We start from the raw sequence: 13,163 nt of genomic DNA, 5'->3' as shown, positions 1-13,163 counted from the left end.
CCCACGATCAACCCGTTTCTTGTGTCTGCCGGTGGTGTGGGTGTCTCATTACTGGCTGTCACAGGTGGGTGGCTATCTGTTCAGCGATGGTTGAACGTGAAAAATCTGCTACAGATCATGAGTCTACGCTTGACGGGCCACTCAGCCTCGTTCCGGAGCAACATCTTTGTCAGCGGCACCAGAGAAAGTGGTGTTAGAATCTCAAAATGACTGCCGGTGAATCCCCGGGTGAGGACCAGACAGACGACGTCCTGATCGCGGAGTACGGGATGTCACGTCCGCTTGTCCTCCAGTGGACTGTCGTCAGCATCCTCGGATTCGTGGTTGCTCTCTTCGGACTGCTGTTGTTGTACTACGGGGTGACGGGTGATGCGGCCGGAACAGAACTGGTCGTGACACCCGATACGGGGTGGTGGAATCTTGGCCTCACAATCGGAGTCCTCGTGGGTGTGGTATTACTCGTGATCGTCCCGCATGAACTCTGTCACGGCTTCGGGATCCGTTTCTTCGGCGGGGAGCCGCGATTCGGGCTGGGAGTCGCGTACTTCGTCTTTCCGTACGCGTTCGCAACGACTGAGACGCGGTTCTCGCGTAATCAGTTCATCGCGATCGCACTCGCCCCACTTGTGTTGCTCTCGGTGGTCGGTGTACCGTTGATGCTCGTGTTCGAGTGGCCATGGCTTGCCCTGCCGTTAGCGCTGAACGCTGGCGGCGCCGTTGGGGACCTCTGGATGGTATTGACGCTGATGCGCTATCCTCCGGCCGTAACGGTGGTCGATACGACGACGGGGCTCGAAATCTACGGAACTCCGTCGCTTGAGCGAACCGAGACCGCCCCGGCGACCGTCGTCTGGGATCTGCTCGTCGGCATCGCAGGCAGTATCGTGATCCTCGCCGTCTGTGGGGGTATCCTGGGACCGCTCGTCCTGGCTGCAATCGGTCTCGATTCATTCACCCTCGGCGTGCCAGACACCCCACTGTTGATCCTCGAGTTCGTCCAAACGCCCGACGGCGGTGTCGAGTTCACGATGGGCACGGGAATCCTCGCTATCGGCATCATCATCGGAATCTGTTACGCGTATCTCCGAGCGAGCGAACGACGTTGACGGATGTGCGGGAGTCCCCTGTACTCCCCGTTCAGTCTGTTCGTGTTTCAGTTCCCGCGTGCGCTTGGTTTTTGGAGGGACTGTGAGGGATGGCTCGAATGAATCGAGTCACGAGGGCAAGCCCAGTGAGGCTCAAGAGAGCGAACAGCACGATCTGGGGGAGGGGGACGGTTTGGCCCTCCTGAAGCATGAAAACGATCATGGCGAGGACCGCAAGGCCGAGCGTAGTGCCTTTCACGAGGAGGATGCCGGTGAAGACGTAGCCCCAGGCTCGCTGCTTCCAGAGGAGAGCCGCCGAGAGCGCGAACGATGGGATGACGACGCCGAGATCCAAGGACTGGATAACTGGAACGGGAAGCGTCGTCTCGGCGATGCTCGGGGGTCTGGTCCCGGCGAGGCTCGCTGGGCCGACCTCGGCGAGCCACAGCAGCGCTAGGAGTCCGGCGACGAGTGCCTGGAAGGCGACGTATCCACGGACGGGATGACCGTCGAGTGCTTCCTTCAGGTCTGTCGGATCGATGCGAGCGGTCCCGCCGACGAGCGTGAACAGCGTCAGCGCGAACAGCGCAACGTAGACGAGATACAGTTCGTTGAATGCCGTGAGGAATGCGTACGAGGCGTACGTGTAGAGGAGGTAGCCAGTGACGCCGAGCCAGACGACGTAGCCGCGGAGTGACCCCTGGTGCGCGTAATACAGAGCGCCGGCGAGTACGGGGACAGCGACCACGAGCGTCAGTAGATCCTGACCGTACAGCTGTGGGAGGAGGACCTCGGCGTCCCGGTAGAACCCCGGGACGAACAGCCCAACACCGGTCGCTACAACCGAAAGCACGAGGATGAGCATCGACGACACCACATACGGCCGAGTGAGGCGTCGGGTGGGTTGTGAGGCCGTCATGCCGCCGGATCCCCGGTGGTATCGGGGACGACACCGAGGCGGCCTTCGACGAACGCGGCGATATCTGCTGCGAACGCGTCAACCGCATCCCAGTCGGTGAACTCGATGTCACCGTTCGGTTCCCGCTCCTCGGTGAGCAGGTCTTTTGCGATCTGCTTCATCATGAGGCGCTTCAGGAATCCGTACTCTGAGAACCGGAGCGCGCCGCCGAACTGCCCGATCCGATCCGGATGCCACTGGGTTTCTGTAATAAACGACTCGACGTACCCCGCAGCTTCTTCGCGTTTCTCCTCGTTCGCCGAGGACAGTGAGACCTGGAAGAACGCGGTCGGCATTCCCGACAGGGCGTCTCGATTCTCGGTGACGAAGTCACGGATCTCGTCTTGGTGTTTGCCGACGTGGATCGACGCGCCCACGACGACGGCATCGTACTCTTCTAGGGTGAACGAGTCCGGTCGGTCACGCACGTCGATCGCTCTCGTCTCGTGGCCGCGCTCGCTGATGGTGGCCGCGATCCGCTCTGCGATCTTCGCCGTCTGGCCTTCGCCCGTCCCGTAGAGTACCAGAACAGAACTCACGTGTTCTCACACCTCAGTAGATGCGTTCGCTCCGCCAGTCAATAAATTCTGTTTAGATCCGCAATCCCGTCCGAGTCACGGCCAGGGGGAGTCATTGGTTCAAGGCGTAGTACCTCGGAACTCAGGCTGAGTCCAGCGTTGGTGTGTGCTCACTAGACGGTGTCTGATTCGGCCTCCGGTGGGAGACCAGCGTCTTGGGGGGTTGGTGGGTCGCGATTCCCGAGGCGGTTCGCGCCGTAGACGACGACCAAGAGGATCGCGACCAACACGAGGGGAATGGCGCCGGTAACTTCGGCGAGCAGGTTCAGCCAGGGGTCTGGCGCGCCGTCCGGAATAAGCGCCTCCTGATCGGCGGGGTGGAAGATTCCCATGGCGTTTATCCCGGCATGGAAGACGGCCACGGCGAGGACGCTCCCGCCGGTGCTGTTGTACATCCACGTCCAGAGGATAGATCCGGCAAAGATGGAGACCATCCAGAGGAGTTGCTGGGAGAGCGGCCACCCGCCGTGAGTAGTCGTAGCGTTCAGGAACAGCGGGAGGTGCCAGGCCGCCCACGTGACGCCCACGATGGCACTCGACACCAACGCGCTGTAGGAGCCCTGAAGGATGGGCAACATGAAACCACGCCATCCGAGATCTTCTTGGCCGCCACCCCAGACGGTTCCCCACGCCAACGCGAACAAGTAGATGAGTGGTGATTCGAAGTCGGTGAGGTCGACCGGGCCACCGGCGGCGACGAACAGTAGGACGCCAAGCGAGAGGATGATGAATGGGACTCCGAGTGCGAGCGCCCACCATTTCGCGCCGATACGCCATTTGAACATCTGGCCGACCCAGGTGCGGAGGCTGCCACCGGAGGCCCAGATGACGACCGCCGCGCCGATCGGCGGGCCGAACGCGCCGAAGCCGATCAGGATCGAATGCGTCCAAGAAGCTTCCATGCCCGAATACGCGAGTGCGCCCTGGATAGTCCAGGTGAAGGCGTACGCGATTGCGATGAAGCTCAGGAGACGATGCCGATCGATCCATGCGCGGATACTGGAGCTCATCATCAACGTTTGTGACAGATATCATACTTAACGGTAATCCTGCCGAAACCAAGCCTGAATCCATCCAAGTCGCGGCTATAGGTATCTGTCACACTCCCGTATAGGGACGCTCTCATGTGCCGTGGGGGAGGTCTTGACGACTCCCTCCGAGGACGTCCGCAGAGACTTTACGGGATCTGACAGCGTCTCGGTACCATGACGCGATCGTTCACGCACGGGGATGTCGAACTGGCGTATACCGTCTATGGGAATCCGAGCGATCGGCCACTTGTATTGGTGCACGGGCTGGGCGCCGATCACGCCATGTGGCGACCCCAATGCACCCGGTATCCCGACGAGGGATACTTCCTCATCGTCCCGGATGTCCGCGGGCACGGCGAGTCCGATTGCGGCGAGGGATTCGCCATCGACGACGCCGCGGCCGATCTCGCAGCGCTCCTCGGCGAGGTCGGCGTGGAGCGTGCCACGGTCTGTGGCGTGAGCCTGGTTGGGGTACTCTCCCAGCGGCTCGCCATCGATCACCCCGACCTCGTCGACGCGCTCGTCCTCTCGGATACGTTCAGCGGCGTGCACGGGGCAGTCGCGCGGTTGAATGCGCGAGGTAGCGAAGTTGGCTTATCATTGCTCCCGGGTGTGTTTCAGTGGAAGATCATCGAATCCCACTTCAACGCCCCCGAGCACGAGCAACTCCGCGAGTACTTCCGGACGATGCTGTTCCAGACCGACCCGAGCGTCCTCAAGCAGGCACGACGCGCAATCAACCGGCTCGATTGCCGTGACGAACTCGACCTGATCGACGTCCCGACGCTCGTGCTCGTGGGCCAAGAGAACGGCAAGTGGTTCGTCGAGCTGGCCCGAGAGACCGCGGCTGGCATCGACGGGGCGACGTTCGAGGTCCTCGCCGAGGGGAGCGACCCGTCGAACCTCACCGTCACGCCGGCCTTCGACGACGCCGTCCTCACCTTCCTCAAGAACACCGAGACGGCCTCAGGATAACCAAGCGCCGCACCCACCCGGGAGCGGGCGATTCCGTTTCGGACGCCACACCTGGTATTGGGCAATCCGAGTATCAGTGACGGGGGTCAGTAGTATTCATCGAGGGTGATACGTTGAAGAGCGTCGTAGATTCCTGCCTGGTCGATCGTGGAGACGTTGCTGAGGACGGCGATAGTGTATTCAGGATCGTCGTGGTGCATGGCGATCGCGGAATACCCGGGGATGGTGCCGGTGTGCCCGTAGAGGTCTTCGCCGTCGATACGGAGATGTCTGAGGCCGAGGCCGTACTCCACTTGGGTCGTGACGTCCTCGTCGGGGGCGTCGACGAACGTCCGCATCGCATCAAGAGTTGATTTATCGAGGATACGACCGTTGAAGAGGTCGTTTACGACGCTGGCAACATTCGGAGCCGTCGAGAGGATGCCGCCAGCAGCGTACGCGCCTGTTTCGAGTGACGTACGAAATCCCGTAAGGTTACGGCGGCCGATTTTGAAGATGGATTCGTCGTAGGCGTTCGCTATTGATACGGTCGCGGGATATCCACGGTAGTACGTGGTGTCGTAGCCAAGTTCGTCCCGAACGAGTTGCTTGAGGAGATCGCCGTACGTGGTTCCGGTCACGCGTTCGAGGATGATCCCGAGAAGGATGTAGTTCGAGTTCGAGTACTCGTGACGCGTGCCGGGGCGGAAGCGGAGGCTGTCCCCGCGGATGATGTCGACGAGTTCGGTCGGGGTCCATCGTTTCGTCGGGCGGCCGAAGTACCTGGTGATAAACCAGGAATCTTCGGTGTAGTTCGGGATGCCACTCGTGTGGTTGAGGAGCATTCGAACGGTGATTCCGTCGTCTTCGACAAGATCGATCCATTTCTCGATCGAGTCTGAGAGTGAGAGTACGCCGCGTTGGACATGTTGGAGGACGAGTGTGGCGGTGAGCAGTTTGGTGACGCTCCCGATGTAGAGGTGGTGGGCTGCGCCGAGCGGTCGCTGCCGGTCGTGGTCGGCGTGTCCGGCAACGCCGTCCCAGCCGGTGCCATCGCCGAAGCGGATGGACGCCTGGAGCCCAGTCTGGTTCCGCCGGTCACTGAACGCGTCGAGTACGGTCTGGTAACGGTTCGATGGAACGCGCTGGGCGTTCGGCCCGGTGACGCGAGGCTCGGTTTGTGGCTGACCGTCGAGGCTGGTGCGGTCACGGTCGGCGTGGAGGTACTGAGTGCGTCGCAGCCAGCCGCCTCCGGCGAGGACGCCCGGCCACACCGAGTCCACCTAAGGCTCGCAAGACACGCCGTCGCGTCCCTGACGGATCGGCGTCGGTGTCGCCCAGGTGTTCGTCGTCGGTCCGGGATGACGGCATCGCTCTCATATTCGCTTGCCCGGTCTCATCATTGAAACTTCGCCTCGGCCACATCGACACCACTACGAAACAGCTGGTCAACCAATACTCAGATCGCTCCCTCTCCCGCTTCCTTCGTTGTGATTTTCTCCTAGAGTGGACCCACTCGGCCTGTTTACAGAGCACACGCACCTGAAATCCGCTATTTTGTTGGCCTCGAGGTTCCTCTCAGGTCGAATGTCGGGAGTGAGCCGGGACCTACTGGTTTAGCCACACGTCCACACTTGGCTTTCAGTTTGTACTACCGTCCACGTGTACGAGTGGCCCCGCGTTCACCCTGTGCCATCCCGGCTACCCTTGACGGCCTTGGAAGACGGCCAGTACCAACGCCAGAACGCCAGCGAATACGCCGATGGCGAGTCTGGTCTCGAACTGGATATCAACGAGATTGACGTAGGTCGCTGCGAACGTGACTGTGATACCGTATCCGAACCCAGCGAGGGCTGCGGCCACCCACCGGAGTACATCGGAGACATCGTTATGTTTCAGTAGGATTACGACGGCGACAGCTATTCCAGCGAGGAGTCCGATCGGAAGCCCGATTAATGCTGAGAACTCGAAGGCGAGAAGCTCGATGACAGCCACCGCAACGACGAGGAACACTGTCATCCCTGCACCGATCGCGGTGATAGGGCGACGAGCTCTCATACGATGATATAATTCGTGTACTTAATATTATTCTTGGGCCACTCCCGTTCGGATGACTTCCTAGTGGGGGGCTGGGCCGGATAGTCTTGGGAATCCGGGAGAGAAGATCTCGTTGTGATCCAGGAGATGTCAGTTCGATAACGCCCGCGATACTGGCTGCGGCGTTGTAGACGATACGGCGAGGACATCGCCGATGTGGGCGACCCGAGCACCGCCGGTCGATGCGACGTGGCGGTCGACACCCCGTTCGGGGCGTTCGAGACCGCGTATCTGCCCTGGCAGTGGTGGGATCCGAGTATCCGACGCTCGTGTATCACCACGGCAGTGGGGAGCGTCCGCTCGACCTCGGGCGGTTCAGCACGAACTCATTTCGGCGACTGTTCCTCGGGCTGGAGGAGGAGCTGCCGGTTAATCTCGTTGCCGTCAGGGCTCCGTTTCACGACGGATCGAGTCGAGAGTACGCCCGAGCGATGGGCGATCTGGAGAACTTCGTCGGGATGCTCGCCACCTCGGTGGGGTTACTCGAGGCGCTCACGGAACGGATCGCCGACCGAGCCGACGGGCCCCTCCCGCCAGATATCGTTGCGACCGTCGTCGATGGTGGAATCTCGCTGGCTGGCTACGGGCAGGGAGCGATGGCGCTGGCTGGCCTTGACTTCCTGACGAAGCTCCGAAGCTTCGACGACCCAGTACTCCTCCTCAATGGGGCAGAGGATCGCCTCAATCCCAACGCCGCCGAAACACTCGAACCGAAGCTCCCGGCGGCTGAGACCAGCGTGGTTCCGGACGCAGGACGCACCTGTAGTATCGAGCGTCCCGACAAGTACACCGCGATCATCCGAGAGTTCGCTACCGAACGCGTCTGGGCAGGTGACGACGATGTGACCGACGAATCTGGGTCCAAAGCATAACACTCACTGCGGCGATGCTGTTGCTGATGATTGACTACACGACAGAGAGGGACGTTTTTGAGCGGGTTCCGTTCAGCATCTCACAGTGGCACCAACTCGTGAGACCCGATGTTCCGTCTTTCGCCGGATTGCTCGAAAATCGCAGGTTGAGTGGCCGGTGTACGATTCAACGCCGCTGTATGATCGAAATTCGCTAGCAGGACTAGAGTCGGACGTTCGTACTGTTTCGGAAGTGTGGTTCGGCCTCGTCGCCCATACCTCTATTGAACAGTTCGTCTGTAGGTTTCCATTGGCATACTTCCGGAACTTTCCCACCGCGGAAGATCCATATAGCGATATACAATTTACTAATGAAGCTATGCCGCTAAGAATGGCTCTCGTACCCAATACCACCGGATTAGCTCTCACAAAACCACATAGCGCCCGAAATCACTTACCCTGTCTTAGTTGAGTAAGACAGAGTAAGTTCTTAGTGACCCTCACCCGTGGCCCCAAACGAGGCAGATTCAGAATCATGGCCGACGCTTCCACTGACGGACGCTCCAGCCCGACCGCTGCTGGAGCGGCGTTCCGACGACACAACCCTCACACTCCGGAAGTCCAATGACGGGTCGCCGCTCCGTCGAGACTGCGATCGACGACACATTCACGAAATACCTCATGGACAAGGGGAAGGGTGACGCCGGCGAGCAGGGCGCGTACCGTGCCGACGCCGAGCGCGAGCTGCATCGATTCCGGCGCTGGTGTCTTGGTGAGACGGCTGACCCGGTAAACGCCTCCCCGCCCGAGTCGTGGGCTGGCGTTGTCGACAGCGACACCATCCGGTTCGCGGATCTCGACACCACAGTGTTCTCAGACTACGCGCGCTACCTCTCGACCGCCGGCTACGCCGCCGGGACCGTGCTTACTTACTACGCCCACGTCGCGTCTTGGTGCGGATGGGCACACGCACAGGGCTACATCCCGCGGCACTACGCCCGCGAGTCCGATGCCGAAGACCCGCTCCCCGAGAACGACGGACGCCGCCCAGGTGACCAGCAGGCGTGGGAGTCGGTCCATCGCGACCTGATTACGCAGTTCGTCGATCGTCGCGTCTCCGAGGCATTCGACGCGCTCGGCGCGATCGAGGTGCCCCACGCCGACCGGGGCGACCCGGAGAGCGAGGCGTGGCAGGCCAAACAGCGGGCTCGGTTCGAGGCATACCAGCGCTGTCGCGAGCAGGCGCTCGTGTACGTCGTCGCCTACACCGGCCTCCGCGGCGCGGAGTTTCTCTCCGCGCCGAAAGAGGATCACGAGGGCCGCAACGGGGTTCGCTGGCGTGACGTTTCGTTTGCGGACAGCAGCGTCACGGTGTTCCGGAAGAGTCGCGAGTGGAAGGCGGCCTCACTCCCTCAGCCCGTCATCACGCCGTTGAAGCGATACTCCGAGGTGTTGGACGTGCCCAAGTCGTGGCCGGTGTTCACGACGCTGCACCGGCCGTCGCTCGCCTCACACGTCATCGAGGGGCTCGCCGACGCCGGCCTCGACGACGACGCGATCGAGCGCGTCCGCAGTGGGACGCCTGACCTGATCGCCGCCGCCGAGTACGATCTCAACGAACCGAAGCCCCTCACGACGGATGGGGCACGGTCCATCATGAAACGACTCTGGACGCATGATGAGCTCGCTGAGCGCCGTGCGGATCTCGATCTTTCCTTCGATGGCGATTATCTCGAACTGCATGGTGGTCGACGGGGGGTCGGGGAAGTGCTTGTTCGACAGTTCGGATACGCCGCTGCTGCGCGATATCTCGACAACAGTGAGGAACAGGTCCGCGAGGCGTACCAGCACATCGAGGCCGCTGAACGCGCCGACATGGCGACCGACGCGTTCTCACAGACGGATCAGCGGGTAAACGATCGATAGCGGTATGCAGTGAGACTAAGACCAGAAATAAGTCAAGAACTGCTGTTCGTGGCCTTGATATTGTTCTGAGCCGTCTCACAAAGATATCTAAGACATAGAACTGAGAAAACAATCTAAGATAACTAAGATTAGTAAGTTAGGCACATGTCTAAGATATGTGTCTTAGATTTCTTAGTTGTCTAAGTAAGCTATCTTAGATAGTTGGATGAGTGTCTGACGTACATTCATTAGCTAAGAGCCGAATCATGGCTATATGCTCGCGTATACGGTATACAGTGAAGCGGGTGGGGTCGGTAAAACTTCACTCGCAGCGAATGCGGCAGTTGCTCACCAACGAGCGGGCCTCGACGTACTTGTGGTCCCTCTTGACCCACAAGATGGCGATTTAAGCCGCCTTCTTGGGGTTGACACCAATCGAGCAGACGCCAGTGCGGATAGCTTAGTCCGTCACATGGTTGGAAGCCCACGCGGTCCACTTGAGGATCTCATCGAAACAGCGGAAGGAATTGACATCATTCCAGAACATAACTCGCTGTCTGATCTCACCCAGCACCTCGATAGAGAACAAGAAAAGGCCGAAGACTTTGGTGACGCATACAACGTCCACGCACAGTTGCGACGGGTTCTCGGCGAAGCGGGCGTACCCGACAAATACGATATACTCATCTGCGATCCACCGGCAACCGAAGGATCGCATCTCTATAACGCGATTTATGCAACGCGGAATCTGCTGCTTCCGATTGAGCCATCGGCAAAGGGGAAAGCTGCCGTCGAAGGACTCGAAGAGCTCGCGACGAACTTTGCGGACCAGCTCAACATCGATGTCGGCGTGTTAGGTGCGGTGCCGATCGGATTCAAGGGCACACGCGATCAGGAAGAGATGCTCGAAACAATCCCGTATGAGGTCCCCGAAGTCATCGGAGACCGAACGTCGTTGATGGAGGGTTGTTGGCGTCAGCAGTGTTCCGCGTTCAACTACGTTCAGACTCACCGTAATCGTCGACGTGACTACGAGGTAGAGACGCTTGCGCAGTTTGACCGTATTGGCCGATTCATCGAAGGCGAAGGCGGAATTGAGGCGCCGAATCCACCTGAGCCAGGAGCTCTTGATGAGGACGAACAAGAGGTGACCGCGTGATGGGGGGATTTAAAAGCGGAGCTGCTGACGACGACTGGGGGAGCACAGAGACAACCAACGAGGCTGACGCTACCTCAGAAGCTGATCCTACCGACAGAACGACAGAACCAACAGAAAGTGATACATCAGATACTGCGATACAAACTACGAGAGACAGTAAGCCTCGATCGTCTCGACAAGAGCTCCCCTGGGTACTTACCCGAAGCAGTATTACCGACGGCCGTGAGCAGACTGTCCAACTTCATCTCCAGCAATCGACGGTCAACACCCAGCGTGAGACGACACGAACGCTAGAGTCAGAGCTCGGAGAGTCAGTCAAAAAGGCCGATCTGCGTGAAGCTGCGCTACTTGTCGGACTTCAACACACAGATGAAATCGTTGCGACGCTCCGGGAATGGGGGTACGACTTGGAGTGAACTACCCTGCTACCCGCCGCCTTCGGCGCCTCTTTGAGAAAGAGTAAGCTCGACTCAATTCTGGAAAAGTAGCAGGCACAGGTTGTTCTCGATAGCGACGTTTCAGCCGTCGTAGTCGATATACTCGGCTTCCCATTCAGCTCGTGCCTCGATCTCTCTGGTGCCTCGACGAGTAGTCGTGTGCTCGTTGGTTCGTCGATCGCGCTGACTCTTTTCCACGAGCCCTTTCTCAACAAGCGTGTCGAGATTCGGATAGAGACGGCCGTGGTGGATCTCTTTTTCGTAGTAGTCCTCGAGCTCGTCTTTGATCGCAAGCCCATGTGGATCATCCAGACCAGCGATTACGTACAATAAGTCCCGCTGAAAGCCCGTAAGATCATACATGTCCTAATCACGAGGAAATCACCAACGACATCCTCCTCGATGCAGCCGAAGACGCTCGGGCACAAATTAAGCAGAAAAGCCTCGATTCACTTACCCCATACCAGCGCGTCGTCTACAATATCGTTTGCGACCACGGCCCGCTCGGACCAAGCGAGATCCACGACCGCTATACTGAGGCGGTCGACGACCCGCCGACGAAGCACACCGTTCGGACCTACCTTTCGAAGATGGCCGACTACAACCTCCTCGAAACAGAAGGCACGAGTCGTGACCGCGAGTACTCACTCGTCGATTCGGTAGCTGCGTCGCCGATCTCACAAATCGATAGTGAGGGTCGGAATACGCCCGTTCTGTAGTCAGGCGTTGTCCGACGGCGTTTTACACCGTTGCCCGTGTTGATACACGTGGATCTTCATTCCGTCCGAAACACGTGGACAGACCGGGCGGGCGAATACTCACCAGCGTACTACGCACATTACGGTCCGAATGAGACGAGCACGGTAATTCGCGATATTCTCAGCGGACACCTCCCTCGTGACGCAACGGTTCTCGAACTCGGGTGTGGGTCTGGCCGTCATCTCAAACACCTCGCCAACGGCGGCTTCGAAAACCTCTCTGGCGTCGACATCAACGCCGAGGCATTCGACACGATGCGGAAGACCTACCCCACACTCGCCGCCGACGGAACGTTTCACTGCGGGCCGATAGAAGACATCATCGGAGACTTCGACGACGGACAGTTCGATGCGGTGTATTCGGTCGAAACGCTCCAACACCTCCATCCCGATGTTGAGTGGGCCTTCGAGGACGTAGCTCGAGTGACGAATAACATCTTGGTTACAGCGGAGGTCGAGGCTCCAATACGTGATTCATCGTCGTCTGACCCAGATGTGAACTACGTCGACGAGGGCACTCCCCTGTACTACCGAGACTGGAATCACATCTTCACCTCGTTAGATCTCGTGGAGGTCGACGTCGTCCACGGCAATCGAGACACTACTCGGACCTTCCGCGTGTCGAACTGACTGCTGATTTCCGTAGAAGAGAGTATGTACCGTGATGATGGCCGAACTTAACCAACAACTTGCCGGACTATCCCAAATTGTTGGTTAACTAGAAGACGGGGTGACGGCGACCGCGGAAACCGTCTTGGAATCAGCCGACCAGTGACGAAAATCCGGTGGCAGAGTTCGGGTTGGCGTTTGTTGGATTATTTCGCTCTGTTGAAATCCTGAAGAACTGATAAGATCGGCGTGAGAGATACAGAGGATGTAGTCAGCACGGGGACTGCGTTATTTTCTCAAAATGAATCCTGAACCAACCGATAGAACTTGCCTGCGAACTGATCAGTCGTTTACGATTTCAAAAAAGTTATCACAAACACCACTCGAACTGGTTTTGATGCCCTCCAAAACAGATGAACTACTTGAATCGATTCGCTATCTACTCTTCATAATTGTATTTTTGCTCGGGCTTGGAGTTGCGGCACTCGGTGATATCGCTGTTGCGGTACGTGGTTACACGACAGGGATATCGACTGCTGCTCGCTCAATTGGGGGCGTAGTCGTACTTACAGGACTTGTGCTTCTCTTTAATACGGTGCTTCGACCGAACGGGAACCCAGACTCAGCGAACTAAGTTTATCAAGTAATTTGTGATTTCCCTGTACTGACCGAATCGAACTATGCTGATTTCGTCACTGCGACGTGCCACATTCGCGCCCTGGGCCTTGTTTAGACGCTCGA

At 58.8% G+C, this 13,163-nt stretch carries 13 protein-coding genes and 1 pseudogene; 8 read left to right on the top strand and 6 right to left on the bottom strand.

Annotation, left to right across the window (positions count from 1 at the left end; translation table 11 throughout):
• The first annotated feature begins 206 nt into the window (after nt 1-206).
• Entirely contained in the window at nt 207-1,106 is a 900-nt protein-coding gene (locus DJ74_RS15620) for a DUF3267 domain-containing protein (RefSeq protein ID WP_094527840.1), read from the top strand.
• 31 nt (nt 1,107-1,137) lie between these two features.
• Here DJ74_RS15620 and DJ74_RS15615 read toward each other — a convergent pair whose 3' ends face one another.
• The 3 genes from DJ74_RS15615 to DJ74_RS15605 form a co-directional block, all read right to left on the bottom strand.
• Nucleotides 1,138-1,950 (bottom strand): hypothetical protein, encoded by an 813-nt coding sequence (locus DJ74_RS15615; protein ID WP_254922184.1) that lies wholly within the window; start codon nt 1,948-1,950, stop codon nt 1,138-1,140.
• Nucleotides 1,951-2,000: 50 nt separating this feature from the next.
• A complete protein-coding gene (locus DJ74_RS15610; protein WP_094527838.1) occupies nt 2,001-2,582 on the bottom strand; it encodes a flavodoxin domain-containing protein in 582 nt (193 codons plus the stop codon).
• Nucleotides 2,583-2,734: 152 nt separating this feature from the next.
• Nucleotides 2,735-3,631 (bottom strand): CPBP family intramembrane glutamic endopeptidase, encoded by an 897-nt coding sequence (locus DJ74_RS15605; RefSeq protein ID WP_176451361.1) that lies wholly within the window; start codon nt 3,629-3,631, stop codon nt 2,735-2,737.
• A 195-nt stretch (nt 3,632-3,826) separates the two neighbouring features.
• Between DJ74_RS15605 and DJ74_RS15600 the strand changes: the two genes are divergently transcribed.
• A complete protein-coding gene (locus DJ74_RS15600) occupies nt 3,827-4,627 on the top strand; it encodes an alpha/beta fold hydrolase (protein WP_094527836.1) in 801 nt (266 codons plus the stop codon).
• An 86-nt stretch (nt 4,628-4,713) separates the two neighbouring features.
• Here DJ74_RS15600 and DJ74_RS15595 read toward each other — a convergent pair whose 3' ends face one another.
• Together DJ74_RS15595 and DJ74_RS15590 are read right to left on the bottom strand one after the other, a co-directional pair.
• Nucleotides 4,714-5,889, bottom strand: a complete 1,176-nt coding sequence (locus DJ74_RS15595; protein WP_094527835.1) for a serine hydrolase — start codon at nt 5,887-5,889, stop codon at nt 4,714-4,716.
• A gap of 418 nt (nt 5,890-6,307) precedes the next feature.
• Nucleotides 6,308-6,619: a hypothetical protein gene (locus tag DJ74_RS15590; protein ID WP_141212727.1), complete on the bottom strand. Its 312-nt coding sequence runs from the start codon at nt 6,617-6,619 to the stop codon at nt 6,308-6,310.
• A gap of 329 nt (nt 6,620-6,948) precedes the next feature.
• Here DJ74_RS15590 and DJ74_RS15585 point away from each other — a divergent pair, with 329 nt between their 5' ends.
• The 3 genes from DJ74_RS15585 to DJ74_RS15575 all read left to right on the top strand — a co-directional run bounded on the left by DJ74_RS15585 (nt 6,949) and on the right by DJ74_RS15575 (nt 10,618).
• Nucleotides 6,949-7,575, top strand: a complete 627-nt coding sequence (locus tag DJ74_RS15585) for an alpha/beta fold hydrolase (protein WP_094527833.1) — start codon at nt 6,949-6,951, stop codon at nt 7,573-7,575.
• Nucleotides 7,576-8,178: 603 nt separating this feature from the next.
• Nucleotides 8,179-9,480, top strand: coding sequence for a site-specific recombinase (locus DJ74_RS15580; protein WP_094527832.1), 1,302 nt, complete (start codon nt 8,179-8,181; stop codon nt 9,478-9,480).
• Nucleotides 9,481-9,733: 253 nt separating this feature from the next.
• Entirely contained in the window at nt 9,734-10,618 is an 885-nt protein-coding gene (locus tag DJ74_RS15575; RefSeq protein ID WP_094527831.1) for a ParA family protein, read from the top strand.
• A 518-nt stretch (nt 10,619-11,136) separates the two neighbouring features.
• Here the strand turns inward: DJ74_RS15575 and DJ74_RS15565 are convergent.
• Complete coding sequence (locus tag DJ74_RS15565) at nt 11,137-11,418, bottom strand: helix-turn-helix transcriptional regulator (RefSeq protein ID WP_094527829.1); 282 nt, start codon at nt 11,416-11,418, stop codon at nt 11,137-11,139.
• Between the two features lie 5 nt (nt 11,419-11,423).
• On the opposite strand from DJ74_RS15565, the pseudogene DJ74_RS19715 reads away from it, so the two are divergent.
• From DJ74_RS19715 to DJ74_RS15550, 3 genes and pseudogenes are all read left to right on the top strand, one after another.
• A pseudogene (locus DJ74_RS19715) lies at nt 11,424-11,774 on the top strand (BlaI/MecI/CopY family transcriptional regulator); the annotation flags it as partial.
• Nucleotides 11,775-11,822: 48 nt separating this feature from the next.
• Nucleotides 11,823-12,443 carry a bifunctional 2-polyprenyl-6-hydroxyphenol methylase/3-demethylubiquinol 3-O-methyltransferase UbiG gene (locus DJ74_RS15555; protein WP_094524352.1) on the top strand — a complete coding sequence of 207 codons (621 nt, stop codon included), beginning with the start codon at nt 11,823-11,825 and terminating at the stop codon, nt 12,441-12,443.
• A 376-nt stretch (nt 12,444-12,819) separates the two neighbouring features.
• Entirely contained in the window at nt 12,820-13,056 is a 237-nt protein-coding gene (locus DJ74_RS15550; protein ID WP_094524351.1) for a hypothetical protein, read from the top strand.
• Nucleotides 13,057-13,163: the final 107 nt, after the last annotated feature.

The organism is Halorubrum sp. Ea8, from assembly GCF_002252925.1.
Lineage (GTDB): Archaea > Halobacteriota > Halobacteria > Halobacteriales > Haloferacaceae > Halorubrum.
The sequence above is the reverse complement of the archived record's forward strand: the minus strand, read 5'-3'. Positions and strand labels throughout refer to the sequence as shown.

Bases quoted from the DNA above. Each gene is read 5' to 3' on its own strand.
- DJ74_RS15620 (WP_094527840.1), top strand. From the start codon at position 207: ATGACTGCCGGTGAATCCCCGGGTGAGGACCAGACAGACGACGTCCTG.
- DJ74_RS15615 (WP_254922184.1), bottom strand. From the start codon at position 1,950: ATGCTCATCCTCGTGCTTTCGGTTGTAGCGACCGGTGTTGGGCTGTTC.
- DJ74_RS15605 (WP_176451361.1), bottom strand. From the start codon at position 3,631: ATGAGCTCCAGTATCCGCGCATGGATCGATCGGCATCGTCTCCTGAGC.
- DJ74_RS15600 (WP_094527836.1), top strand. From the start codon at position 3,827: ATGACGCGATCGTTCACGCACGGGGATGTCGAACTGGCGTATACCGTC.
- DJ74_RS15580 (WP_094527832.1), top strand. From the start codon at position 8,179: ATGACGGGTCGCCGCTCCGTCGAGACTGCGATCGACGACACATTCACG.
- DJ74_RS15575 (WP_094527831.1), top strand. From the start codon at position 9,734: ATGCTCGCGTATACGGTATACAGTGAAGCGGGTGGGGTCGGTAAAACT.
- DJ74_RS15565 (WP_094527829.1), bottom strand. From the start codon at position 11,418: ATGTATGATCTTACGGGCTTTCAGCGGGACTTATTGTACGTAATCGCT.
- DJ74_RS15550 (WP_094524351.1), top strand. From the start codon at position 12,820: ATGCCCTCCAAAACAGATGAACTACTTGAATCGATTCGCTATCTACTC.